This is a genomic window from Pseudomonas sp. AKS31, assembly GCF_023634765.1.
Taxonomy (GTDB): Bacteria; Pseudomonadota; Gammaproteobacteria; order Pseudomonadales; family Pseudomonadaceae; genus Aquipseudomonas.
Window position 1 is genome coordinate 1 of sequence record NZ_JAMLFX010000020.1, and the last position, 25,207, is coordinate 25,207.

General features: G+C 61.5%; 25 protein-coding genes. 16 read left to right on the top strand and 9 right to left on the bottom strand.

Translation table 11 applies throughout. The features are described from left to right. Nucleotides 1-180: 180 nt before the first annotated feature. Entirely contained in the window at nucleotides 181-2,277 is a 2,097-nt protein-coding gene (locus M9827_RS26305) for a mechanosensitive ion channel family protein (protein ID WP_250608084.1), read from the top strand. A gap of 142 nt (nucleotides 2,278-2,419) precedes the next feature. On the opposite strand, the gene M9827_RS26310 is transcribed toward M9827_RS26305, so the two are convergent. After that, on the bottom strand, nucleotides 2,420-6,706 hold the full coding sequence (locus tag M9827_RS26310; RefSeq protein WP_250608086.1) for a DEAD/DEAH box helicase: 4,287 nt from the start codon (nucleotides 6,704-6,706) through the stop codon (nucleotides 2,420-2,422). A 322-nt stretch (nucleotides 6,707-7,028) separates the two neighbouring features. Between M9827_RS26310 and M9827_RS26315 the strand changes: the two genes are divergently transcribed. Then, nucleotides 7,029-7,913 carry a sugar nucleotide-binding protein gene (locus tag M9827_RS26315; protein ID WP_250608088.1) on the top strand — a complete coding sequence of 295 codons (885 nt, stop codon included), beginning with the start codon at nucleotides 7,029-7,031 and terminating at the stop codon, nucleotides 7,911-7,913. Beyond that, nucleotides 7,906-8,838, top strand: coding sequence for a UDP-N-acetylglucosamine epimerase PgnE (gene pgnE / locus M9827_RS26320; protein ID WP_250608090.1), 933 nt, complete (start codon nucleotides 7,906-7,908; stop codon nucleotides 8,836-8,838). Before M9827_RS26315 ends, pgnE begins: the two co-directional genes overlap by 8 nt. 468 nt (nucleotides 8,839-9,306) lie before the next feature. On the opposite strand, the gene M9827_RS26325 is transcribed toward pgnE, so the two are convergent. From M9827_RS26325 to M9827_RS26345, 5 genes are all read right to left on the bottom strand, one after another. Beyond that, on the bottom strand, nucleotides 9,307-10,005 hold the full coding sequence (locus tag M9827_RS26325; protein WP_250608091.1) for an OmpW/AlkL family protein: 699 nt from the start codon (nucleotides 10,003-10,005) through the stop codon (nucleotides 9,307-9,309). A gap of 249 nt (nucleotides 10,006-10,254) precedes the next feature. Beyond that, nucleotides 10,255-10,773 (bottom strand): DUF3299 domain-containing protein, encoded by a 519-nt coding sequence (locus M9827_RS26330; protein ID WP_250608092.1) that lies wholly within the window; start codon nucleotides 10,771-10,773, stop codon nucleotides 10,255-10,257. An 11-nt stretch (nucleotides 10,774-10,784) separates the two neighbouring features. Next, complete coding sequence (locus M9827_RS26335; RefSeq protein WP_250608093.1) at nucleotides 10,785-12,050, bottom strand: ABC transporter permease; 1,266 nt, start codon at nucleotides 12,048-12,050, stop codon at nucleotides 10,785-10,787. Nucleotide 12,051: 1 nt separating this feature from the next. Continuing rightward, entirely contained in the window at nucleotides 12,052-12,762 is a 711-nt protein-coding gene (locus M9827_RS26340) for an ABC transporter ATP-binding protein (RefSeq protein WP_250608094.1), read from the bottom strand. 133 nt (nucleotides 12,763-12,895) lie between these two features. Continuing rightward, a complete protein-coding gene (locus M9827_RS26345; protein ID WP_007910957.1) occupies nucleotides 12,896-13,495 on the bottom strand; it encodes a DUF2796 domain-containing protein in 600 nt (199 codons plus the stop codon). Between the two features lie 135 nt (nucleotides 13,496-13,630). Here M9827_RS26345 and M9827_RS26350 point away from each other — a divergent pair, with 135 nt between their 5' ends. Then, a complete protein-coding gene (locus M9827_RS26350; protein WP_250608095.1) occupies nucleotides 13,631-13,990 on the top strand; it encodes a hypothetical protein in 360 nt (119 codons plus the stop codon). 88 nt (nucleotides 13,991-14,078) lie between these two features. On the opposite strand, the gene trxA is transcribed toward M9827_RS26350, so the two are convergent. The 3 genes from trxA to M9827_RS26365 form a co-directional block, all read right to left on the bottom strand. Then, entirely contained in the window at nucleotides 14,079-14,951 is an 873-nt protein-coding gene (gene trxA / locus M9827_RS26355) for a thioredoxin (protein ID WP_250608096.1), read from the bottom strand. A gap of 147 nt (nucleotides 14,952-15,098) precedes the next feature. Further along, nucleotides 15,099-15,764: a class I SAM-dependent methyltransferase gene (locus tag M9827_RS26360; protein WP_250608097.1), complete on the bottom strand. Its 666-nt coding sequence runs from the start codon at nucleotides 15,762-15,764 to the stop codon at nucleotides 15,099-15,101. Further along, on the bottom strand, nucleotides 15,761-16,225 hold the full coding sequence (locus M9827_RS26365; RefSeq protein WP_042562223.1) for a YbaY family lipoprotein: 465 nt from the start codon (nucleotides 16,223-16,225) through the stop codon (nucleotides 15,761-15,763). Before M9827_RS26365 ends, M9827_RS26360 begins: the two co-directional genes overlap by 4 nt. A 128-nt stretch (nucleotides 16,226-16,353) precedes the next feature. On the opposite strand from M9827_RS26365, the gene nrdR reads away from it, so the two are divergent. The 12 genes from nrdR (at nucleotide 16,354) to M9827_RS26425 (ending at nucleotide 25,169) form a co-directional block, all read left to right on the top strand. Beyond that, nucleotides 16,354-16,818: a transcriptional regulator NrdR gene (gene nrdR, locus M9827_RS26370; RefSeq protein WP_007910946.1), complete on the top strand. Its 465-nt coding sequence runs from the start codon at nucleotides 16,354-16,356 to the stop codon at nucleotides 16,816-16,818. Then, entirely contained in the window at nucleotides 16,815-17,948 is a 1,134-nt protein-coding gene (ribD, locus tag M9827_RS26375; protein WP_250608098.1) for a bifunctional diaminohydroxyphosphoribosylaminopyrimidine deaminase/5-amino-6-(5-phosphoribosylamino)uracil reductase RibD, read from the top strand. Before nrdR ends, ribD begins: the two co-directional genes overlap by 4 nt. A 47-nt stretch (nucleotides 17,949-17,995) precedes the next feature. Then, nucleotides 17,996-18,658: a riboflavin synthase gene (locus M9827_RS26380; RefSeq protein WP_093434480.1), complete on the top strand. Its 663-nt coding sequence runs from the start codon at nucleotides 17,996-17,998 to the stop codon at nucleotides 18,656-18,658. Between the two features lie 16 nt (nucleotides 18,659-18,674). Then, nucleotides 18,675-19,766: a bifunctional 3,4-dihydroxy-2-butanone-4-phosphate synthase/GTP cyclohydrolase II gene (ribBA, locus tag M9827_RS26385; protein ID WP_039761895.1), complete on the top strand. Its 1,092-nt coding sequence runs from the start codon at nucleotides 18,675-18,677 to the stop codon at nucleotides 19,764-19,766. Nucleotides 19,767-19,857: 91 nt separating this feature from the next. Further along, nucleotides 19,858-20,334, top strand: a complete 477-nt coding sequence (gene ribH / locus M9827_RS26390) for a 6,7-dimethyl-8-ribityllumazine synthase (RefSeq protein WP_003228649.1) — start codon at nucleotides 19,858-19,860, stop codon at nucleotides 20,332-20,334. Beyond that, entirely contained in the window at nucleotides 20,331-20,831 is a 501-nt protein-coding gene (gene nusB / locus M9827_RS26395; protein WP_123448286.1) for a transcription antitermination factor NusB, read from the top strand. The genes ribH and nusB overlap by 4 nt, the downstream gene beginning before the upstream one ends. A 27-nt stretch (nucleotides 20,832-20,858) precedes the next feature. Then, complete coding sequence (gene thiL, locus M9827_RS26400) at nucleotides 20,859-21,824, top strand: thiamine-phosphate kinase (protein ID WP_250608099.1); 966 nt, start codon at nucleotides 20,859-20,861, stop codon at nucleotides 21,822-21,824. Then, nucleotides 21,821-22,324 carry a phosphatidylglycerophosphatase A family protein gene (locus M9827_RS26405; RefSeq protein ID WP_007910933.1) on the top strand — a complete coding sequence of 168 codons (504 nt, stop codon included), beginning with the start codon at nucleotides 21,821-21,823 and terminating at the stop codon, nucleotides 22,322-22,324. The genes thiL and M9827_RS26405 overlap by 4 nt, the downstream gene beginning before the upstream one ends. A 37-nt stretch (nucleotides 22,325-22,361) precedes the next feature. Continuing rightward, entirely contained in the window at nucleotides 22,362-23,114 is a 753-nt protein-coding gene (locus M9827_RS26410) for a substrate-binding periplasmic protein (RefSeq protein WP_250608100.1), read from the top strand. A 221-nt stretch (nucleotides 23,115-23,335) separates the two neighbouring features. Beyond that, entirely contained in the window at nucleotides 23,336-23,953 is a 618-nt protein-coding gene (gene ribA / locus M9827_RS26415; protein WP_016984117.1) for a GTP cyclohydrolase II, read from the top strand. Beyond that, complete coding sequence (locus M9827_RS26420) at nucleotides 23,950-24,369, top strand: MFS transporter (RefSeq protein ID WP_250608101.1); 420 nt, start codon at nucleotides 23,950-23,952, stop codon at nucleotides 24,367-24,369. The genes ribA and M9827_RS26420 overlap by 4 nt, the downstream gene beginning before the upstream one ends. Further along, nucleotides 24,369-25,169, top strand: a complete 801-nt coding sequence (locus M9827_RS26425) for a cobalamin-binding protein (protein ID WP_250608102.1) — start codon at nucleotides 24,369-24,371, stop codon at nucleotides 25,167-25,169. The genes M9827_RS26420 and M9827_RS26425 overlap by 1 nt, the downstream gene beginning before the upstream one ends. Nucleotides 25,170-25,207 lie beyond the last annotated feature (38 nt).

The following is a 25,207-nucleotide window of genomic DNA, read 5'->3' on the forward strand; positions in this document are numbered from 1 at the left end:
AGTCATGAATAACTCCTCAATAGATGTATTTTCCACCTATCGAGGTGTCCGGGGAAATTAGACCACTGCATCGGTCTGTTCCCTCTCCCTCTGGGAGAGGGCTAGGGTGAGGGGGCTCTTGAACTTGCCGCATAAAATTTGATCAGTTCCTTACAGGTTCAGCCACGGGAGATCGGAGTTTTGGGCAAGTTCAGGATCGCCATTCTGCTGGGAGCACTGTTGTTTCTCGGCGCTAGTGAAATCGACGCCGCTGCATTGCCGGGTGTCCCGGCCACCGCCGAAGAGGCGGACAAACCTGAACCGATTGTGCAGGGCGGTCTGCTCGGCGCGATCAGTTCGAGCATCGACGATGTGCAGGACAAACTCGATATCAACGAACACCTGGTCGACGCCTGGCGTCTGCGCGCCGATCGCGCCGCCGATGAAGTCGACAAACTGGTCAACCAACCGTCGAACCGCTCGGGCTGGAGCGTTGCCGGGGACTTTCTTACGCTGTCGGGCGTCTGGCTGGGCAGTTTCGCGTTGTTGACCGTGCTTGGCAGCCTGTTGACCAAGCGTCTGCGGGAGGGCCGCTGGTTGCGCACCCGCCAGCGCAGTCAGGACCTGCTCGGTTACCTGCTGCCCTACACCGTACCGGCGCTGATCTGCCTGCCACTGACCCTGTACGTCAGCCATTTTCTGCAAGCTTCAGTCGGACGCGCGCTGGCGCTGTGTCTAGCTTACGCGACAAGCAGCGGCATTTTTTCCACCTCGATGTTGTTGTGTGTGGTGGTGATGTTCAACGTCGGCCATAAACGTCCGGCGGCGCGGATCATCCGCGATTATTGCCCACGACCGCTGTTCCTGATCGGTTTCCTCGCCGCCCTCAGCGATGCGCTGACCAGCCCGCAGATCGCCCGCCAACTGGGCGGCAATATCACCAGCAGCGTCGCGGTGTTTACCGGGCTGATCGCCTCGGTGATTTTTGGTCTGCTGGTGATTCGCCTGCGCCGCCCGGTGGCGCATCTGATCCGCAATCGTCCGTTGAGCCAGCGCCTGAAACAACCTTCTTTGCAGGAGTCGCTGCGGATTTTCTCGGGACTGTGGTATTGGCCGATTGTGTTGATGGTGCTGGTCTCGGCGGTCAATCTGATCGGCATCGGCGAGGACAATCAGAAGGCCCTGCGCTGCGCATTGTTCACCACGGTATTGCTGATCGGCACGGTGTTCCTCAGCACGATCCTGCAGCACCTGTTCAAGTCACGAAAAGCCGAAGCGATCCAGCGCAGCAGTGCCTACAAAGAACGTTTTCTCAGCCTGTTGCACGCCTTGCTGCGGATCGTCATCGCTATCGCCTTCATCGATATTCTCGGGCGGATCTGGGGCGTTTCGCTGCTCGATTTTGCCCAGAGCAGCACGGTCGGACGAGCCATCAGCAACGCGCTGAGCAGCATAGGCCTGATCTTCCTGGTCACGTGGTTGCTGTGGGTGGTGCTCGACACCGCGATTCAGGAAGCGCTGAAGCCGCCGCTCAGCAAACGCGCGGCGCGCCAGCCGAGTACGCGGGTGAAAACCATCCTGCCGCTGCTGCGCAACGCGATCAAAATCATCCTCGTGGTGATTTGCGCGATCACCACCATGGCCAATCTGGGGATCAACGTTGCGCCACTGCTGGCCGGTGCCGGGGTGGTCGGGCTGGCCATCGGTTTCGGTTCGCAGCAACTGGTGCAGGACGTGATTACCGGGCTATTCATCATTATTGAAGACACGCTGTCGATTGGCGATTGGGTGGTGCTTGATTCCGGGCATGCCGGCACCGTCGAAGGGCTGACCATTCGCACCCTGCGTTTGCGCGACGGCAAAGGGTTTGTGCACTCGGTGCCGTTCGGCCAGATCAAAGCAGTGACCAACCAATCGCGGCAGTTTGCCTTTGCGTTTTTCTCGGTGCAGTTCACCTATGACACCGACGTGGACAAGGCAATTGAGCTGATCCGCGAGACCGGTGATTCGATTCGCGAAGACCCTTTCCTCAAGTACAACCTGCAAGGGCCGCTGGATGTGTTTGGTGTGGACAGGATGGATTTGAATGGCGTGGTGTTGACCGCACAGTTCCGCACGGTCTCGGGTGGGCAGTATGCGGTGAGCCGGGCGTTCAACCAGCGCTTGAAAAAGCTTGTGGATAACACTGAGTCCGTACATTTCGCGCAGACTTATCCACAACAGGTTTTGCTGCCGAAGCGGTCGCAGCAAGAGGGGGCTGTGGTGGCGAGCGAGGTGCCGCAGGAATCGCGGACTTAACCGGTGGATTTTTTGGTGTTAGTGCTGACCTCATCGCTGGCAAGCCAGCTCCCACAGTGATTTGTGGTGTGCCTTCTATTCCAGCATCACCCAAAACCCTGTGGGAGCTGGCTTGCCAGCGATGAGGCCAGAACAGTCACCCTTAATGCCGGATCAGCTTGCTGCGCACCTGCTCCATGCCGACCTGATCCAGCTCCAGCCAGAACTGCTGCTTACCGGCAATCTCCGCAGCCGCTGGAATTCCATCCCGATACACCAACCGATTACTCACCAACGCCGGCACTTTCACCCCCGGCAACAACGTCCCGGCCAGGTTCAATGGATCGACCCCGCACACCACGACCAAACTGCCGTCATGCGGCCGCCGCCGTACTTCGCGCAACAGCGCAATCGCCTCGGGCAAGGCAAACTGTTCGCCCGCCAACCCACTGACAAACCGTCCGCCACGAATCTCGCCCCGCGCTTCCAGCCGATGAAACGTGCGCAGCAATTCACGCCAGCTCGGCAACCAGTCTGCCTCGCGCTCCAGTAAGCGCCAGAACACCACGCCGTAGCGGCGCAACAAGGTCATCGCGACATGCTCCAGGGTTTCGCTGTTATCCACAGCCGCTCCGCGCCGCAGCAATGCCCAGCGCCCGGCGTCATCCATCCCGACGACAAACGCCCCGCGCCCACGACGACTGCTGCGCTGTTGGCGCTTGCTCGGCGGCGTGATCAACGCGCGCAGGCCGGCGAAGCTGTCGGCGTTCACCAGGCCAGCGCCGACCAGTTCCTGCAAGGCGATTTCCAGCTCCGTGCGCAGCAGGTGCGCTTCATGACTCAGCTCGTCAAAAAACAGCGCGCCGTGCTGACTCAAGGCTTCAAAGACCTTCCGGGTTTTTGGCGACAGTTCGCTCACCGGCGTTTGTTCGGCCAGCGCACTCCACAAACCGACCTGACTGCGCGGCAGCAACACGATCGGCGTGCTGCGCAACGCCGTGCCGCTGACCTTCTGCCGGGCACTGAGGCGCGTCCACACCAGTTTGCCGTTGCGGCACAAGTCATCCAGCCAACTCGGTGAGTAGTCTTTGAGGCGTGCCGGAAGAATGTCGCTGTCCCACGCCGAAGCGGCCGCCGCGTAGCCTTCGAACTGGCCGACAATCGCTGGCAACACGGCGCTGCCCTGGCCGCGCGTCGCGGGCGACAGATGCTGCCAGTCGAACAGAAATCGCATGAAATCCTGCAACGCGACTGGTTCGATTTCCCGGCGCAGGCGCTTGACCGTGTAGCGATGAATGCGCGCGAGCAGATGGCGTTCGCACCATTCCTCGACCTTCAGCTTCGGTGTGAATGGGCCACGCAGCACATAACCTTCGCGCTCCAGTTGTGCGAGGGCTTGATGGACTTGAGCAGTCGGCAGCGCCAGTGGTTCGGCGATATCTGATAACGGCAGAGGGCCGAAGGCGCCGAGGCGTGCGCGGAGCACTTCAACCAGCGCTTCATCGAATGTCCAGGCCTGATCGAACCCCGGCAGCGGCTCCAGCTCGGCCTGCAATTCGCCCTGTGGATAGAGTGCCTGCAGGCAGCTCAGTCGTTCGCGGGCGAGCCATAAACAATGCTCGGCATCAATTTGTAAACGGCAGGCGCGACCGCTGCTGGCCAGGGTTTCCAGCCATGCACGCCAACCTTCGTTGGTTTGTACTTCTGCCTCGCTGATGCACGCCAGGCTCATCAGCGCCTCATGCATTTCATCCACAGCGTTCGGCGTCGGCCACGCTTCTTCACGCACGGCGGCAATCGCGTCCGCATCCAGCGCACCGAGATCATCGGTCGATTGCGGATCGCTCCAGCGCCGGTTGATCACCGCTTGGGTGCGACGTTCTTCCAGCGGTGCATCGTCGAGAAAGGTGTACGGCCGCGCACTGAGGATTTCCGCCGCGAGCGGTGAGGGCGCCGGCAGATCGCGGCTGATCAGACGCACCTCGCCACGCTCCATGCGTCGCAGCAGATTGAGCCAGCCTTCGCTGTCCATGGCCTCGTGCAGGCAATCGTCGAGGGTTTGCTCAATCAAGGGATGTTCGGGAATCTCGCGCTCGCCGGCGAGGTTTTCCAGGCAGGCAATCTGATCGGGAAATACGCTGGCAATCAGGTCTTCGCTTTTCATCCGCTGCAACTGCGGCGCAACTTTGCGCCCACCGGTAAAACGCGGCAGCGCCAACGCCACCCCGGCATTCCAGCGCCAGCGCACGCCGAACAGCGGCGCATCGAGCACCGCTTGAATGAGAATGTGCTCGGCGCTGTTGCTGTGCAGGTAACGCCAGACGTCATCGAGTTCAAAGCTGTGGCTGGTGGACAGCGACAGGACGATCGCGTCCTCGCTGGCGGCGGCCTGCAATTCGAAGTTGAAGGTGCGGCAGAAACGCTTGCGCAGGGCCAGACCCCAGGCGCGGTTGATGCGGCTGCCGAACGGCGAGTGGATGATCAATTGCGTGCCGCCGGACTCGTCGAAAAACCGCTCCATCAGCAGCGTGTCCTGCGAGGGCAGGGCGCCGAGGGTTTGGCGGGCGCGGGCCAGGTATTCGACCAGTTGCTCGGCGCTGGCGAGGTTGAGACCGAGGGTCTGCGTCAGCCAGTCGAGCGCCGGCTGCAGATTGCCGGGGCTGGCGCTGAGCAGTTCATCGAGCTGTGCTTGCAGGCGCGCCACGGCGGACGACAATTCATCGCTGCGCCCCGGCGCTTCGCCGAGCCAGAACTGGATCGTCGGCGGCTGGCCGTGGGCATCCTCGACGCGCACTTTGCCGGTTTCCACGCGCAGGATTCGATAGGACGTGTTGCCGAGCTGGAACACGTCGCCGGCAATGCTTTCCACCGCGAAGTCTTCGTTGACGCTGCCGATGTTCAAGCCTTGCGGCTCGAGCATGACGCTGTAATCGGCGTTATCGGGAATGGTGCCGCCGCTGGTCACGGCGGTCAGCTTTGAACCCCGACGGCCACGCAAGGTGCGGCTGACGGCGTCGCGGTGCAGGTAGGCGCTGCGGATGCCCTGGCGACCGTTGTAGCCCTCGGCAAGCATGCTCAGCAGGGCCTGGTAGTGTTTTTCGTCGAGATCGTGGTAGGGCGAGGCGCGGCGGAACATCGCCAGCAAGGCGTCCTCCGGCCATTCCTGACAACTGACCTCGGCGATGATCTGCTGCGCCAAAACATCCAGCGGCGCGACCGGGATGTGCAGGGTGTCGAGTTCGCCTCGGCGCACGCAGTCGAGCAGGGCGGTGCATTCGATCAGATCATCGCGGGTGGTGGCGAACAAACGGCCCTTGGGCGTGCCGCCCACCTGATGTCCGGACCGGCCGACGCGTTGCAGAAACCCGGCGATGGAGCGCGGCGAGGCAATCTGACAGACCAGATCGACTTCGCCGATATCGATGCCCAGTTCCAGCGAGGCAGTGGCGATCAACACCTGTAGCTCGCCGCGCTTGAGCCGTTGTTCGGCGTCGAGGCGAAACTCCTTGGCCAGGCTGCCGTGGTGCGCGGCTACCGCATGCTTGCCGAGGCGTTCGCTGAGGTGTCGGCTCAGGCGTTCGGCCAGGCGCCGGGTGTTGACGAAAATCAGCGTGGTGCGGTGCTCGCGGGCGAGTTCGGCGAGGCGGTCGTAGACCAGTTCCCAGACATCGTTGGCCATGACTGCCGACAACGCCACGGGCGGCACTTCGATACCCAGATCCCGAGGCCGTGCATGGCCGATGTCGATGATTTCGCAGGGACGCTCATGGCCGCCGAGAAATTGCGCCACGGCTTCGACCGGTTTCTGCGTGGCCGACAGGCCGATGCGGGTCAGCGGTTCGGCGCACAGCGCTTGTAGTCGCTCAAGACTCAGCGCCAGATGACTGCCGCGTTTGCCGGCGGCCATCGCGTGGATTTCATCGATGATCACCGTGCGCGTGGTGCCGAGCATTTTCCGTCCCGATTCCGAACCGAGCAGCACGTAGAGCGATTCCGGGGTGGTCACCAGAATATGTGGCGCGGTCTTGCGCATGGCCGCACGGTCTTTTTGCGGGGTGTCGCCCGTGCGCACGGCGGTGGTGATTGCCAGCTCGGGCAGATTCATCTGCCGCAGGTGTTCGGTGATTCCGGCCAACGGGTTTTGCAGGTTGATGCGAATGTCGTTGGACAGCGCTTTCAGTGGCGAGACGTAGACCACCAGAGTTTCGTCGGGCAGGCCGTCGGAATGTTCCAGGCCCCGGTGGACGAGGTCGTCGAGCACGGCGAGAAAAGCGGTGAGGGTCTTGCCGGAGCCGGTCGGCGCGGCGATCAGCGTCGAGCGGCGCTGGCGGATCAACGGCCATGCACGGGCCTGGGCGGCGGTGACCGTCGGGAAAGTCGTGCTGAACCAGGCGCTGACGGCGGGGTGAAAGCCTGCCAGGGCCGCGTCCGTGGGGATGGGCAGATTCATGGCTCAAGTTATGCGGGCGGGAGTGGGAAGATGCAAGTACCGCTTGGATCTTCACTGGCTAGCAGGGCCTCATCGCTGGCAAGCCAGCTCCCACAAGGATTGATGTCGTTCACAGAATTATAATCAGCGCTCAACCCTGTGGGAGCTGGCTTGCCAGCGATGGGGCCGGTCGGGACGACACAAATCCCGGCGATCTACACTTTACGGATGACGGTTGCGCACTAAACCCGCAAAATGCAACGATTCCGGCAATTATCGACGACGGTTTCACAAGAGCCGTCGCTAAAGCCATCGTTCCAATCAGACTGGGCCTGCTGACTCTATGCGAATGCGCCTTATGTTACTGGGCGGCGGAAATGCCCTTGGGCAGGCGCTGATTCGCCTCGGTGCAGAGGAAGACATCGGTTTCCTCGCCCCCCGCCCGCCCGAAAACGGCTGGGATGCCGCGAGCCTGACCCAATTGCTCGACGACACCCGTCCCGATGCATTGATCAACCTCGCCTACTATTTCGACTGGTTCCAGGCCGAAACCGTCAGCGAAAGCCGCATGGCCGGGCAGGAGCGTGCGATCGAGCGTCTGGCTGAACTGTGCCAGCACCACAACATCGTCCTCGTTCAGCCTTCCAGTTATCGGGTGTTCGATGGCTCGCGAGCCACGGCGTATAGCGAAAAAGACGAACCGGTGCCGCTGGGCCTGCGCGGTCAGGCGTTGTGGCGAATTGAACAAAGTGTGCGCGCCACGTGCCCGCAACACGTTTTGCTACGATTTGGCTGGTTGCTCGATGACAGCCCGGAGGGCACCCTCGGGCGCTTCCTCGCACGTGCCGAACAGCCGGATGAATTGCTCCTGGCCGATGATCGCCGGGGTAATCCGACGCCGGTCGATGACGCCGCTCGGGTGATCATTTCCGTGCTCAAGCAACTCGATTGCGCCGCGCCGCTGTGGGGCACTTATCACTACGCCGGCCACGAAGCGACCACACCATTGGCGCTGGGTCAGGCGATTCTCACCGAAGCGCGCAGCCTGCATGCCCTGGCCATCGAAGCCCCGACCGCCCAGGCTCATGCCGCGCGACCGGACGCTGCCGAAGAGCCGCAACACGCGGTGCTGGCCTGCAAGAAAATTCTGCACACTTTCGGGATCAAACCGCGCGCCTGGCGTGCCGCACTCCCGGGCTTACTGGATAGGTTTTACCGTCATGGCTGAAGGGACTGTTTTAATCACCGGCGGAGCCGGCTTCATTGGCTCGCACCTGACCGACGCTTTGCTCGCCAAGGGGCATTCGGTGCGCATCCTCGACGATTTGTCGACCGGCAAGCGCAGCAACCTGCCGCTGGATAACCCGAAGGTTGAGCTGATCGTCGGCGATGTCGCCGATGCGGCGCTGGTGGCCAAAGCCATGCAAGGTTGCAGCGCCGTCGCTCACCTGGCGGCCGTGGCGTCGGTGCAAGCCTCGGTGGACAATCCGGTGAAGACTCACCAGAGCAATTTCATCGGCACGCTGAATGTCTGCGAAGCCATGCGTCTGGCCGGGGTCAAGCGTGTGCTGTATGCGTCCAGTGCGGCGGTCTACGGCAACAATGGCGAGGGCGAGTCGATTGATGAAGACACGCCCAAAGCCCCGTTGACGCCGTACGCCTCGGACAAACTGGCGGGCGAACACTATTTCGATTTCTATCGCCGTCAGCATGGCCTGGAACCGGTGATTTTCCGCTTCTTCAATATCTTCGGCCCGCGTCAGGACCCGTCCTCGCCGTACTCCGGGGTGATCAGCATCTTCAGCGAGCGCGCGCAGAAAGGCCTGCCGATTACGGTGTTCGGCGATGGCGAGCAAACGCGTGATTTTCTGTATGTCGAAGACCTGGTCGATTTGCTGGTGCAGGGGATCGAAAAGCCTGAAGTGGAAGTCGGCCCGGTGAACGTCGGCTGGAATCAGGCAATGAGCCTCAAACAAATGCTGGAAGCACTGCAAGCGGTGGTCGGTGAACTGCCGCCGATCAGCTATGGCCCGGCGCGCTCCGGCGACATCCGTCATTCGCGGGCGAACAACGCTCGTTTGCTGGAGCGCTTCAAGCTGCCGCAGCAGACGCCGATGAGCGTCGGTTTGGCGCGGTTGTTGGGGCGTGCCTGAAAAGAGCCCCTCACCCTAACCCTCTCCCAGAGGGAGAGGGGACTGACCGAGGTGTTCTTTCGAGTTACACCGACCTGAAATATCGAGTCGAACTCAGGTTTTGAAAGGCACCCAAATCGGCTCCCTCTCCCGGGGGATAGGGGACTGACCGAGGTGTTTGGATGAGATACGCCGACCTGAAATATCGAGTCGAACTCAGATTTTGAAGAACACACAAATCGGCTCCCTTTCCCCCTCTCCCTGAGGGAGAGGGCTGGGGTGAGGGGGAAATCCAGCTCACGCCACAGGTTTCCAGCAGACATGAAAAAGGCGCCCTTTGACAGGCGCCTTTTTCACGGCCGGAATATGTCGCTACTCCTGTGGCGAGGGGATGTTATCCCCCGATCAACTGCGTACGGTCGCCGTCAGTTCTATGCCTGCTCACCACCAAGCCTCATTCACCACCACGTGAACGTTCGGTAACTCGACTTAGAACTTATAGCCCAAGCCAACCATGTAGATGAACGGATCGACATCCACGTTGACCCGAGCGCGGGTGCCCGGCGCAACGGCGTTGTTCTCGACGGTGGCGCGGGTATCGATGTCGATGTAACGCACTTGGGCGTTGACCATGATGTTGTCGGTCAGCATGTAGTCTGCGCCGACCTGCCAGGCCAGACCCCAGGAGTTTTTTGCCTTGAAGTTGCTGAAACCGTTGGCGCTGGCTTCGCTGCCGACGTGTTCGTCATAGATCCAGGTGTAGTTGATACCGCCACCGACATACGGCTGAAACGGCGACTTCGCATCCAGCGGGTAGTAGACGACGCTGAGGGTCGGCGGCAAGTGTTTCAGGGTGCCGAGCTTGCCATTGGCTGCTGGCAGGGCCGTGCCCTTGAGCTTGACGTCATGCTCGAACGGCGTGGCCGCGAGCAATTCGAGGCCGACGTGGTCGGTGAGCATGTAAGCGAAGTTCAGACCCAGTTGAGTGTCGCTGCTCATAGTCGCCTTGCCGCCCAGATTGGTGCCGCTCAACGGACCCTGATCGACCTTGACGCTGGAGCTGTCGGCCTTCGGATTGACGGTGATCGCACCGGCGCGGATGAGGATGTCACCGGCTTCGTGGGCGTGGGCGAGCGGGGCTGCGAGCGCGAGGGCAAACAGCGAGGCGCTGAGCAAGGACTTGTTCATGGGGGCTCCGAAAGGACGTTAGAAATGTCTGATGTCCTATGGTACGAAGCCAACTGATACGGTCTTTTGACTCAGCTCAATGAAACAGTGAAGGGGCGGGTTTCTGTGGGAACTTGGAGGGCCCCATCGCTGGCAAGCCAGCTCCCACAGTGATCGAGTCGTTCACAAATTTTGTGATCGCCAACGAAACCTGTGGGAGCTGGCTTGCCAGCGATTGGGCCCTAACAAACAGCACAAAACTACCGGGATTTACTCCGGCAGCTCATACACATAAATCTTGTCGGCATCCATCTGATACCCGGCATCCGCCAGTTCGCTGCTCGACGCCTTGACCTGCAACGGCCCCTCGACCCAGTACGGCTGATACAGCTCGTCAAGCTTCACGCCCAACTCGCTTTTCACATGCACAATCTGGTTCGACGGCGGGGGCGGCACATGGATGCAGGCGCCGAAATACGGCACCAGCAAAAAGTCCGTGGTGCGTCCCTCTTCATTGACTTCCAGCGGCACGATATAACCCGGCAAACGAATGTTCTGCCCGTCGAGTGCCTGCACCACCGGCGCGTTCGGCAGGTCCTGTTTGGCCGCGGGCGCCGACTCGGCGGACAGCGCATCACTCATCTTCGACAGGTCGTGCAGCGGCGTCATGTTCGGCACTTCCGGCGCGGCGTCCGGCGGGATCATTTCCGACCACGTCAGGTCTTTCGGCGCCGCTGCCCACACGGGCAGGGCGATCAGCAACAGCAGCGCAAGTGCAGCGCGGGGCATGGTGAACATCCTCATAAACGGATCGACAGGCCATCGGCCAAGGATTGGCGATAAGCGCGCCAGGCCGGCACGCTGCCCATTAGCAGCGCGGCCGCCAGAATGCCACCGAGCAGCGTCCATTCATACTCGCTCGGCCACGCCAGCGGCAGGAACAAACCGTAATTGGCCTGCACGTAACCCTGCGCGGCGGCGATGCCGATGTACAACAACGCTACCCCGGCAATCACCCCGGTCAGGGCCAGGGCAAACGCCTCCAGCACCAGCAGACTCGCGATATGCCACGGCCGCGCACCGACCGAACGCAGAATTGCCATCTCGCGTCGACGTTCGTTGAGGCTGGTGAGAATCGCCGTGAGCATGCCGATCAACCCGGTCAGCACCACGAACAGCGACACTACGAACAACGCTTTTTCAGCGGTGCTCATCAGGCTCCACAACTCCTGCAAGGCCACGCCCGGCAGAATCGCCAGCATCGGCTCGCCACGGAATTCATTGATCTCGCGTTGCAGGGCAAAGGTGGAAATCTTGCTGTTGAGACCGAGCATGAACGCGGTGATCGCTTGCGGCGTCAGGTCCATGTTGCGCGCCTGATCAGCGCTGATCCGGCCATTGCCACGCGCCGGCACGCCGTTGTGCCAGTCGATGTGAATCGCCTCCATGCCGCCGAGGCTGATGTGCAGCGTGCGATCGACCGGGGTGCCGGTGCGCTTGAGAATGCCGACCACGGTGAAGGGTTTGTCGTCGTGCTTGACCAGACTGATCGCCGCCACGCCATGGGCCAGCACCAGTTGATCGCCGAGTTTGTAATGCAGCGCATCGGCCACTTCAGCGCCAAGCACCACTTCAAACGGATCGGTGGCAAACGCGCGACCGTCAGCCAGTTCAAGATGCTGCTGGCGGCCGTACTGATAATGCTCGAAGTAGGCTTCGGTAGTACCCATCACGCGGTAGCCGCGATGGGAGTCGCCGAGGGACATCGGAATCGCCCACTTCACTTTCGGGTTGCTGGCGAAGTGTTCGAAGCTGTCCCAGCGGATGTTGTTGGTGGCGTTGCCGATGCGGAACACCGAGTACAGCAGCAGATTCACCGAGCCGGAGCGGGCGCCGACGATCAGGTCGGTGCCGCTGATGGTGCTGGCGAAACTGGCTTTGGCTTCGGTGCGCACCCGCTCGACGGCCAGCAGCAGACACACTGACAGGGCGATGGCGAACGCGGTGAGCAGGGCGGTGAAGCGGCGGTTGGCCAGGCTGGCCATGGCCAGACGAAACAGATACATCTCAGACCTCGGCAGACGTGGCGGCGCGATTGAGCTCGGCCAGGGACAGGTGACGGTCGAACAGCGGCGCCAGGCTCTGGTCGTGGCTGACAAACAGCAGACTGGAACCGGCTTCGCGGCATTCAGCGAACAGCAAGCGAATGAAGTTTTCCCGCGCGTCGTAGTCCAGTGCCGAGGTCGGTTCGTCGGCAATCACCAATTCAGGCTGGCCGATCAACGCACGTGCGGCAGCGACCCGTTGTTGCTGGCCGATCGACAGCGAGTCGGCACGGCGGCTGAGGATGCTTTCATCCTTCAAACCCAAGTGCGCCAGCAGGGTGGCGGCGGCTTGATCGATGCTGCCGTGGCGCTGTTTCGCCCGTTGCGCACGCAGCTTGGAAAAGTGGCACGGCAGCTCGACGTTCTCGCGTACCGAGAGAAACGGCAGCAGGTTGAACTGCTGGAAGATGTAGCCGGTGTGATCGACGCGGAAGGAATCGCGGGCGCCAGCGGAGAGTTCGGTGAGTTCCTGGCCGAGCAGGCGAATGCTGCCGCGCCCGGGCTTCTGCACGCCACCGAGCAGGCCGAGCAGGGTGGTCTTGCCGCTGCCACTCGGGCCTTTGAGGAACAGGGTTTCACCGGCTTCCAGACGAAACGCCGGGATGTCCAGCAGCGGCGGGTGACCGGGCCAGTTGAAGCCCAGGTCGGACAGTTCGATGAGTGCTTGGGTCATGGCACCGATTTCGTGGTTATAAACGGACCCCCGTAGGAGCTGCCGAAGGCTGCGATCTTTTGATCTTGCTTCAAAAGCCCAGGATCAAAAGATCGCAGCCTTCGGCAGCTCCTACAGGGGATTTTCAGGTTATTCAGAATTTCAGGGCAGCCGCCTTGGCCGTCACTTCGGTGCCTTGCTGGCCGCTGGCGCTGATCAGTTGTACCTGAATTTTCTGGGTCGCCGGGAAGGTCTTGAAGACGTTCGCCAGATCAAGGGTCTTCAACGCACCCGGCGTGGCACAGTTGAATTGGTAGTGCGCGTGGATTTCGCTGTGGTCGTGGTGGTGCTCGTGGCCGTCCTTGTCCGCTTCATCATCGTCATGGTCGTCGGCATCCGGCTTGTCGCCGAACAACGGGCTTTCCAGTTCCTGACTGACCACTTTGCAACCGGCAGCGGCAGGCAGGCTGAACAGGGCCAGCGGTTTTTCCAACTGCGCACGGGCGGCGGCAACTTTGGCTTTATCGGCATCCGAAGTCGCAACGTGTTCGAAACCGACGAGGTTCATCGCCGGGCTTTCCAGCTCAAGCTCCAGGGTCTGGCCATCGAGCGCGGCATTCAGACGGCCAACACCATGTTCATGCGCACCGAGGCTACCGTGTTCATGGTCGTGATCGTGGTCATGCTCATCAGCCGCGTGGGCGATGGCCAGCGGCAACAGGGCAAACGGCAAAGCGAGCAGCAGACGACGCATGGCGGTCTCCGGGAAGTAAAGTGAAGAGTTTGTTATGTAATCTTATAACGAAAGTGCGCAGAGTTTGCCCGTGCGCTTGGCGTTGCACAAGTCCCGTGGGAGCATGCAGGTCAGAAAAGTGCGGGAGCGAACTGAATGTTGCGGATACGCGGAACCGTCGGCGATGTGCCGGTGGACTTGACGGTGGAACTGGATGACGGCGATTGGGCGAAGCTCGGTTCGGCACTGAATGGGCAGGCGCCGGTTGCTCAATCTGAAGCAGCAACGGTAGCCCCGGCGGCGAAACCGCTGAATCAGGACGATGCCTTGTGGCAACTGGCCAAGGACCTGTTGCGCAAGGCCGGGCAACTCAGCGGGCCGGATCTGCTCGATCAACTGGAAGGGTTGACCGGCAGTGCGGCAGCGGGCAAGCGCTTGCTGGTGCGTTTGCGTCATAGCTCGGACGTGAAAGTGGTGAGCGGCGGGGATACGCCGCTCTACAGCTGGATCGAGTGAGTTGCAAAAGATCGCAGCCTGCGGCAGCTCCTGCAAGGGTGTACACGATCCCAATGCAGGAGCTGCCGCAGGCTACGATCTTTTGATCTTAATAAAGCGCAGCAAACATCTTGCGGCGGTACATCGTCACCAACGGATGATCATTGCCCAGCAGCTCGAACACTTGCAGTAAGGTCTTGTGCGGCAGACCTTCGCCATAGTTGCGGTTGCGGATAAACAGCTTGAGCAAAGCATCCAGCGCCGCTTCGTACTGCTGACGCGCCAGTTGCTGGATCGCCAGTTGATACACCGCCTCATCGTCCTGCGGATCTTTCGCCAGGCGCGCTTTCAGGTCAGCGGCATCCGGCAGGTCACGCGCCAGACCGAGGAACTTGATCTGCGCCTTGGCCCCGGCCAGTGCGGCTTTGTGTTCATCGCTTTTGACTGCATCGAGCACGGTTTGCGCTTCGTCCAGTTCGCCGCGTTCGGTCAGGCAGCGTGCGTAGAGAATCAGCGCTTTGGCGTTTGTGTTGTCCTCAGTGAGCATCACCACCAGCGCCGCTTCGGCATCGGCGTAACGGCCCTCGTCGAACAACGCCTGAGCCTGTTCGAACGGATCGGTGGCGGCCGGTGGCGGCATCTGCACATGCGGTTCGAGCAGAGCGCGTACGGCGGATTCCGGTTGTGCACCGGCAAAGCCGTCGACTGGCTGACCATCCTTGAACAGCACCACGGTTGGCAGGCTGCGAATACCGAAGCGGGCGACGATGTCCTGCTCGATGTCGCAGTTGACCTTGGCCAGCAGCAATTCGCCCTGATAGCTCTCGGCAATGCCTTGCAGCATCGGCATCAGCGCCTTGCACGGCGCACACCATTCGGCCCAGAAATCCACCAGCACCGGTTTGTTGAAAGAAGCCTCAATCACCGACTGGTCGAAATCGGCCGTCGTGGCGTCGAAGATGTACGGCGTTTGCTCACTCATGGGGGATCTCGTAGAAGCGTTAATGAACGCACTATAAGCGGTGGCGCAAAAGATCGCAGCCTTCGGCAGCTCCTACAGGTTCAGCGTCCGCCCGCAATATGGACGATAAAGCCGATCACTGTAGGAGCTGCCGAAGGCTGCGATCTTTTAACGATTCCAATCACGACGCGCATGGTAAAGGCTGACATGCCGAAACTCTTCCGGCTCCGCCAGATCCGGCAAGGTCATCGCCTCGAGCATTTCAATGCGCTCATACAGCGGATGGCGAAAATCCCGAACCCGCGAATCCGCCACCAGCGCTTCACGGCCACGACTCAAGAACGCATCGAGCAACGGCAGATTCGCCCGGTCGTACAGCACGTCGGCGACCAGAATCAGATCAAAGCGATCGGCTTCGGCAAAGAAATCCGTCGAATAACTCATCTGCACATTATTGAGTTCGGCATTCGCCCGGCACGCGGCGATCGCCAGCGGATCGAGATCGCACGCCACCACTTCCAGCGCCCCGGCCTTGACTGCCGCGATCCCGGCAATCCCGGAACCGGCGCCGAAATCCAGCACGCGCTTGCCGCGCACCCAGTGCGGAAACTGCGCCAGATACCGCGCCACCGCCAGACCGCTGGCCCAGCAAAAGCTCCAGTACGGCGGCTCATGCAGGATTCGCTGGGTTTCTTGCTGGCTGAATTCGCGCGCCATGTTGTCGCCGTCGATCAGCCAGAGCTGTAAATCAGTCCCGGGCAACGCGCAGGCCTTGAGTCTGGCGTCGCCGAGCAATTCACCCAATGCCTGTTGCAGGTCGAGCGGTGCACTCATGGTGCTTTGACGAATTGCAGCTGGCCCAACGCCTGCGTGGTCGGCTGGGTAATGGTTTGCGACGGTAGATGCAGGATCAGTTGGCCGGACTGACTCGCCCGGCCACGCAGCTCAACCCGCGCCCCCGCCGGAAAGGCCTCGGGATTGAAACGCACGTGGAATGGCAGGATCTGGTTGTTGCCGATCAGGCTGGAACTGGCGAGCAGTTGTTGCGGGCGATCCTTTGCATCGATCACCAGCAGTGCCAGTTCGACTTCAGCACCGGCCGGCACACCTTGCAGGGTGCCGCTCAGTTCGCGTTGATGGGCTGGCAGCGGGCCGAGGGCGGCGGCCTGATTGGCTTTTTTCTGCGCCTGCTGCGGCGCCGGGCCTGGTGTGGGCGGTTGAGGCTTGGGCGCATCGCTGCCACAGGCCACCAGCAGGCTGAAAAGACTGAGCAAAACGAGCGGACGTAACGGCATTGGATGCTCCGGCAAAATGAAATCCATGGATCAAACGATCATGCCGTTCTGTATACCGCAAAGCCTATGGCTTGTCTTGCCACCGGGATGCGCTACCATGGCCCTCCCTTTTTTTGTTGCCAGCCACCATGCACTGTCCCTTCTGCGGTGCCAACGACACCAAGGTCATCGACTCGCGTCTGGTCGCCGAGGGCGAACAGGTGCGCCGCCGGCGTGAATGCCTGGCCTGCGGCGAACGTTTCACGACGTTCGAGACGGCCGAACTGGTGTTGCCGCGCCTGATCAAAACCGACGGCAGCCGCCAACCGTTCGACGAAGAAAAACTCCGCGCCGGCATGCAGCGCGCGCTGGAGAAACGCCCGGTGAGCGTCGAGCGCCTCGAATCCTCTCTGGTTCACATCAAGCACAAGCTGCGCGCCACCGGCGAACGCGAGGTCAAATCCCTCGTGGTCGGCGAACTGGTGATGGCCGAGCTGCAAAAGCTTGATGAAGTCGCCTACATCCGTTTCGCTTCGGTGTACAAGCGCTTCCAGGACCTCAACGAATTCCGCGAAGAAATCGACCGCCTCGCCCGCGAACCGGTGAAAGAATGACCAGCGCCAGCGAGCAGGCCATCCTCGACGCCCATTTCATGGCACGCGCGCTGGAACTGGCGCGCAAAGGTCACTACACCACCCATCCCAACCCTCGGGTCGGCTGCGTGGTGGTGCGCGACGGGCAGATTGTCGGCGAAGGCTGGCATGAGCGCGCCGGTGAGCCGCACGCTGAAGTTCACGCCCTGCGTGCCGCCGGTGATCTGGCCCGGGGCGCGACCGCTTATGTGACGCTGGAACCGTGCAGCCACCATGGCCGGACGCCGCCGTGCGCCGATGCGTTGGTGAATGCCGGTGTCGCTCGAGTGGTGGCGGCGATGCGTGATCCGAATCCGCAGGTCGCAGGTCGTGGCTTGCAGCGCCTGGCCGATGCCGGTATCGCCACCGAAAGCGGCGTGCTCGAAGGCGAGGCGCGCAAGCTCAACCAAGGTTTTCTGAAACGCATGGAGCACGGCTTGCCGTTCGTGCGGGTCAAGTTGGCCATGAGCCTCGACGGGCGCACGGCGATGGCAAGCGGCGAGAGCCAATGGATCACCGGCCCGGCCGCACGTTCGGCTGTCCAGCGTCTGCGCGCTCAGGCGGCGGTGGTGCTGACCGGCGCTGACACGGTGCTGGCCGACGGCGCGCGGTTGACCGTACGCGCTGACGAACTCGGTCTGGACAGCGAGCAAACCGCGCTGGCGATGAGCCGTCCGCCCTTGCGCGTGCTGATCGACGGACGCCTGCGCGTACCGCTGGATGCGCCGTTCTTCAAGGCCGGTCCGGCGCTGGTCGCCACCTGCGTCGCGATCGAAGAGCAATACGCCCACGGCCCCGAGTGCCTGATCGTGCCGGGTGAAGATGGCCAGGTCGACCTGCATCAATTACTGATCGAACTGGCCAAGCGTGGCACCAACGAAGTATTGGTCGAGGCTGGCCCACGCCTGGCCGGTGCCTTTGCTCAGCTCGGTCTGGTCGATGAGTTCGTGATCTTCATCGCCGGCACGTTCCTTGGTTCCACGGCGCGTCCGCTGCTGGACTGGCCGCTGGCTTATATGAAGGATGCACCGGAGCTGAAAATCACTGAAATTCGCGCGGTGGGCGATGACTGGCGAGTCACTGCCATCCCTGTCCTTTCAGCGAGCGTATAATTCTCGGCCATCGCGTTAGCGCTGGCCCAGTTCTCAAGGAGAACCCCATGTTTACCGGCATCATCGAATCCATCGGCAGTATCCGCGCACTGACCCCAAAGGGCGGTGATGTGCGGGTACACGTCGCCACCGGCAAGCTCGACCTGAGCGACGTCAAACTCGGCGACAGCATCGCCGTCAACGGCGTCTGCCTGACGGCCGTTGAGCTGCCGGGCGACGGCTTTGCCGCTGACGTCAGCCGCGAAACCCTCGACTGCACCGCCATGAACGACCTGAAAAGCGGCAGCCCGGTCAATCTGGAAAAAGCCCTGACCCCGACCACCCGTCTCGGCGGGCATCTGGTCAGCGGCCACGTCGACGGTGTCGGCGAAATCGTCTCGCGCAGCGACAATGCCCGTGCTGTGGAATTTCGCATTCGCGCGCCGAAGGAGTTGGCCAAGTACATCGCCCATAAAGGCTCGATCACCGTCGACGGCACCAGCCTGACCGTGAACGCAGTCGATGGCGCCGAATTCATGCTGACAATCATCCCGCACACCCTGAGCGAAACCATCATGGCGTCGTACAAGCCTGGTCGCCGGGTGAATCTGGAAGTCGACTTGCTGGCACGTTATCTGGAGCGTCTGCTCCTCGGCGACAAGGCCGCAGAGCCGAGCGCTGGCGGTATTACTGAAAGCTTTCTGGCCGCCAACGGCTACCTCAAATCCTGACTGAAGGGGGTGCCTTGTGGCGCTCAATAGCATCGAAGAACTGGTTGAAGACATCCGCCAAGGCAAGATGGTCATCCTCATGGATGACGAAGACCGCGAGAACGAAGGCGACCTGATCATGGCCGCCGAATGCTGCCAGGCCGAACACATCAACTTCATGGCCAAGCACGCCCGTGGCCTGATCTGCATGCCGATGAGCCGCGAGCGCTGCGAACTGTTGAAGCTGCCATTGATGGCACCGCGCAACGGTTCCGGTTTCGGCACCAAGTTCACCGTGTCGATCGAAGCCGCCGAAGGCGTCACCACCGGCATCTCCGCCGCTGACCGTGCGCGCACCGTGCAAGCGGCTGCCGCCAAAGACGCCAAGGCTGAAGATATCGTCAGTCCGGGCCACATCTTCCCGCTGATGGCGCAGGCCGGCGGCACCCTCGCTCGCGCCGGCCACACCGAAGCGGCTTGCGACCTCGCGCGCATGGCCGGTTTCGAGCCGAGCGGCGTGATCTGCGAAGTAATGAACGACGACGGCACCATGTCCCGTCGCGCCGAACTGGAAGCTTTCGCCGCTGAACACAACATCAAGATCGGCACCATCGCCGACCTGATTCACTACCGGATGATCCACGAACGTACCGTTCAGCGGATTGCCGAACAGCCACTGGACAGCGAACTGGGCCAATTCAACCTGGTGACCTATCGTGATTCGGTGGAAGGCGACGTGCACATGGCACTGACCCTGGGCACTGTTTGCGCCGAAGAGCCGACCCTGGTTCGCGTGCACAACATGGACCCGCTGCGCGACCTGTTGATGGTCAAGCAACCGGGCCGCTGGAGCCTGCGTGCCGCCATGGCCGCGGTCGCCGAGGCGGGTAGCGGTGTGGTGCTGTTGCTCGGTCACCCGCTCGATGGCGACGTGTTGCTGGCGCACATCCGCGAAACCGGTGAGCAGGCAGCGCCGAAAAAGCCGACCACCTACAGCATCGTCGGTGCCGGTTCGCAGATCCTGCGTGACCTCGGTGTACGCAAAATGCGCCTGATGTCTGCACCAATGAAATTTAATGCGATATCCGGTTTCGATCTGGAAGTTGTAGAATACGTGCCCTCCGAATAATGACCGGTTGTTTCCTGTCTCCGATTCGCGGCAAATAAATCACTGAGGGACGCGTAGCAGACGCGTCCCGGCTCTTTAAGAGAACTGACGAATGACCCTGAAGACCATCGAAGGTACCTTCATCGCCCCTAAAGGCCGCTACGCTTTGGTAGTGGGCCGCTTCAACAGCTTCGTCGTTGAAAGCCTGGTCAGCGGTGCAGTTGATGCCCTGGTTCGCCACGGCGTGAGCGAAAGCGACATCACCATCATCCGCGCACCTGGCGCCTTCGAAATCCCGCTGGTTGCGCAGAAAGTCGCCCAGAAAGGTGAATTCGCAGCCATCATCGCCCTCGGCGCGGTCATTCGTGGCGGCACTCCGCACTTCGAATACGTGGCAGGCGAGTGCACCAAGGGTCTGGCCCAGGTGTCCATGGAGTTCGGCGTTCCGGTTGCCTTCGGCGTCCTGACCGTTGATTCCATCGAGCAAGCCATCGAACGTTCCGGCACCAAGGCCGGTAACAAAGGTGCCGAAGCTGCGCTGTCCGCTCTGGAAATGGTCAGCCTGCTGGCGCAGTTGGAGGCCAAGTGATTAGCGACGAAAGCGATCGTTTCAACCCGCGCGATCCGAAACCTGCGGATGCCGGCAAGCCCTCGAAAAGCGTCAAGCGTCGCGAAGCCCGTCAGCTCGCGACCCAGGCGCTGTACCAGTGGCACATGGCCAAGCAATCGCTGAACGAGATCGAAGCGCAGTTTCGCGTTGATAACGATTTCACCGATGTCGACGGTGCCTACTTCCGCGAAATCCTCCACGGGGTTCCGCAGTTCAAGACCGAAATCGACAACGCCCTGACGCCTTGCCTGGACCTGGCGATCGAAGAGCTGGACCCGGTTGAACTGGCCGTGCTACGCCTGTCGACCTGGGAACTGCTCAAGCGCGTCGACGTGCCGTACCGCGTGGTGATCAACGAAGGCATCGAGCTGGCGAAAGTCTTCGGTTCGACCGACGGCCACAAGTTCGTCAACGGTGTGCTCGACAAGCTGGCCCCGCGCCTGCGTGAAGCTGAAGTGAAGGCGTTCAAGCGCTGATCGGCGCTTGAGCACTTTGTCTCAGCCATGGGCGAGTTTGAGCTGATCCGCAATTTCTTCGCCGCCGCGCCTTGTGCGCAGGGCGGCGAAGGCGTTGCGCTGGGGATCGGCGACGACTGCGCCTTGCTCGCTGTTCCTTCCGGGGAGCAGTTGGCGATTTCTACCGATACGCTGGTGGCCGGTGTGCACTTCGCCGACCCCTGCGATCCGTTTCTTCTCGGTCAGCGCTCGCTGGCCGTGGCGGTCAGCGATCTGGCCGCCATGGGCGCCACGCCCGTTGCCTTTACCCTTGCCCTGACTGTACCGACGGTGACCGCCGATTGGCTGCAAGCCTATGCCCGCGGTTTGAACCGCATGGCGCAGAACTGCGGCGTGGCGCTGGTGGGCGGCGATACCACGCGTGGGCCGTTGAGCCTGACGGTAACGGTGTTCGGTCGTGTTCCGGCCGGTCAGGCGTTGACCCGCAGCGGCGCGCAACCGGGCGATTTGCTCTGCGTCGGCGGTGAGCTGGGCAATGCCGCCGGCGCCTTGCCGCTGGTGCTGGGGCAGCGTGAGGCCGAAGCGCATATCGCCCAACCGCTGCTCGATCATTACTGGTCGCCGCAGCCGCAACTCGCCCTTGGCCAGGCTTTGCGCGGCAAAGCCACGTCTGCGCTGGATATCTCCGATGGCCTCCTTGCTGACTGCGGCCACATTGCGCTGGCGTCGAAGGTGCGACTTGAGATTGAACGCGAGCGCGTACCGCTGTCGGATGCATTAGTGGCGTATCTCGGTCAGCGCGGCGCCGAGCGTGCCGCGCTGAGCGGTGGCGATGATTACGTGCTGGCCTTTACCCTGCCGTCCGTCGAGTTGCCGGCGCTGCTGGCCAATGGCTGGCCGATCCATGTGATCGGTCGCGTATCAGAAGGTCAGGGCGTGGTTCTGCTGGATCGCGAAGGGCACGACATCACCCCGCAAATCCGGGGTTATCAACATTTTCAGGAGACACCGTGACAGATCACCCGAAACAGGTTCCGGCCGAATTCGTTCCGCCGTCGGTCTGGCGCAATCCCTGGCATTTCCTCGCGTTCGGTTTTGGTTCCGGCACCTTGCCGAAAGCGCCGGGCACGTGGGGCTCGTTGGTTGCGCTACCCTTTATCCCGTTGTGGCAGATGTTGCCCGACTGGGGTTACTGGCTGATGCTCGGGATCACCATGCTGTTCGGCTTCTGGCTGTGCGGCAAAGTCGCCGACGATTTGCGGGTACACGACCACGAAGGCATCGTCTGGGACGAGATGGTCGGGATGTGGATCACTCTGTGGCTGGTGCCGGAAGGCTGGTACTGGTTGCTCGCGGGTTTTCTGGTGTTCCGTTTCTTCGACATTCTCAAGCCGTGGCCGATTCGCTGGATCGACCGGCATGTGCATGGCGGTGTCGGCATCATGCTCGACGACGTGCTGGCCGGTGTGTTTGCCTGGCTGGCGATGCAGGGGCTGGTGTGGATTTTCGCCTGATTCCAAGGGATATCAGGGGCAAGTGAGGGGACTAGGGATGGCTCGGCGCTGGTTGGCACTCGTGGTTTTGGCTTTGCTGAGCACTGTGACTGGTGCGCAGGAAGCTGCGCCGACGCCTGCGGTCATCCATCTGGCCAGCGAAGACTGGGAAGATTACACCGCTGCCGACGGCCATGGCCTGGGCTGGGACGTGTTGCGCAAGGTGTTCGAACCGGCCGGGGTCAAGCTGGATATCCGCAGCGTGCCTTACACCCGTTCGGTCGGGCTGGTGCAGTTGAAGGAGGTCGACGCGCTGGTCGGCTCCTACCGCGACGAAGCCGAGCAAGTCCTGTACCCGCGCTGGAATTTCGATTCCGACCACATTTACGCACTGGGCCTGGCGAGTAATCCGGTGCCCACCGAAGCGACGCTGGGCAAGTATCGCCTGGCCTGGGTGCGCGGTTATCGCTACGAAAACTACCTGCCCAACATCAAACGCTACAACCAGATCGAGCGGCGTACCGGGATTCTGTCGATGCTCAAGCAGGGGCGGGCGGATTACTACATCGACGCGCTGACCGAGATTGAAGCCGTGGTGAAAATCGCAGCCGATCCGGCGCAGTATCGCTATTCACACCTGGCCGAGCTGCCGCTGTATCTCGGCTTTGCCGACACCCCGCAGGCGCGGGCGCTGATGGCACTGTATGACCAGCGTATGGAGCAGTTGGTGAAGAGCGGCGAGTTGAAGTCGATCTTCGAGAAGTGGAAGCAGCCGTATCCGTTCACTACGGGCGCGACGAATCCCCTGTAGGAGCTGCGGCACGCTGCGATCTTTTGATCTTGATTCTAAAACCAGATCAAAAGATCGCAGCCTCGTTTCACTCGACAGCTCCTGCAGGGATCCATGTCGACCGGGTAGTTATCAAACTTTTTGATCGTTATGCCCGATAATTCAGCCTAAGCGCCGGTAGGAAGCTGCTGTTACAATGCCGGCCTGCGAATTTTCAGACTCTTTAGATCAGGAGCACACCGGTGCCTGTCGTCTTTGTCGCCGCTTCCAAGCTGCCAACGCCTTTTGCGCAATTCACCATGCACGGTTTTCTCGATGAAGCCACCGGCCGCGAGCACGTCGTGCTGAGCCTGGGTGAAATTGCCGACGGTGCCCCGGTACTCGGCCGGTTGCACTCCGAATGCCTGACCGGCGATGCCTTGTTCAGCCAGCGTTGCGACTGCGGCTCGCAACTGGAAGGCGCGCTTAAGGCCATCGCCCGTGAAGGCCGTGGTGTGTTGCTGTACCTGCGTCAGGAAGGTCGTGGCATCGGCTTGTTGAACAAGATCCGTGCCTACGAGTTGCAGGATGGCGGCGCCGACACCGTTGAAGCCAACGAGCGTCTGGGCTTTGCCGCTGACCAGCGCGACTACGCCATGTGCCTGCCGATGCTCGAGCATCTGGGCGTCAAGTCCCTGCGTCTGATGACCAACAACCCACGCAAAGTCAAAGCCCTGACCGACATGGGCATCACCGTCGCCGAGCGCGTGCCGTTGCACACCGGTCACAACCCGCATAACAAACTCTATCTGGCGACCAAGGCCAGCAAGCTCGACCACATGATGGGCAACGAGCATCAAGGCGAGGTTGATCGCGCGTGACACGGGGTCAGGTGCGGCGCCGATTGTCGGTTGATTGGTGGAAATACCTCGCGCTGGCGTTGGTGCCGCTGTTCGTGCTCAACGCGTTGTTTGGTCAGGGCAAAGGGGTTCTGCCGGTACTGGCGATGCCGTTCTTTATTGCCGGCGTGGCATCAATGTTTGTCAGCCTGAAGTTTTTCGGCCGTTACAAACATGCGCTGATCGCTACGCAAAAAGCCCTTGATACCCCAGATGAGCCCGCCGCGTGGATTGCTCTCGCAGCCCGTCGTCGTGCGGCGTTTCTGGCGGCAGCTTTGCCGGCGTGGATCGGCGCACTGGCGGTGTTTGTCGGTCTTGAAGCCGTACCGTTGATGCTGCTGGCGTTGTCCACGGCGGTACTGTTTTATCTCTACCGTATCCCGCGTCAACTCGGCTGATGCGTCGTCTCTGGCTGGCGCTGCTGGTGCTGGCCGTCAGTGGCTCTGCGTTGGCGCAACTGCGGGTTGTCAGCCTCGCCCCGTCGCTTTCTGAAATTGTCGTTGAGCTGAATTCGGCTGATCTGCTGGTCGGGGTGCTGGATGCCGGTGAGCGGCCAGCGGCGATTGCCAGCGTTCCTTCTGTCGGCCGCTATGGCCAGCTCGATATGGAGCAGTTGCTGAGCCTCAAACCTGATTTATTGCTGCTGTGGCCCGGCAGTGTCGGCCCGGCGCAGCGTGATCAGCTCAAGCGCCTGGGCATCCCGACCTTCGTCGCCGAACCGCATTCTCTTGAGCAACTCGCCACCCAGATTGAAGCCATTGCCGCGCGATTGGGGCGACCTGCGCGTGGGGTGGTGCGAGCGACCGAACTGCGCCAACAACTCGCGGAGCTACGCCAGCGCTATCGCCGGGAAGTGCCGTTGCGGGTGTTTTATCAGGTGTGGGACAAGCCCCTGTATACCGTCGGTGGCGGGCAAATCATCAGTGATGCGCTGGAGGTGTGCGGGGCGCGGAATGTGTTTCGCGACCTGAGTCTGCCGGCGCCGCAGGTGAGTATCGAGGCGGTGTTGCAGCGCGATCCTGAGGTGATTTTGGCGGGTAATCAGGCGCAGTTGAATGCATGGAGCGCCTGGCCGCAGGTGGCGGCTGTAAAACAGCAGCAATTACTGTTGGTCACCGACAAAGGCCTCGAACGCCCAAGTGGTCAAATGATCAGTGCCACCGCCAAGCTCTGCCAGTTGATCGCGCCGGACAGGTAACCCTGTAGGAGCCGCCGAAGGCTGCGATCTGTTGATTT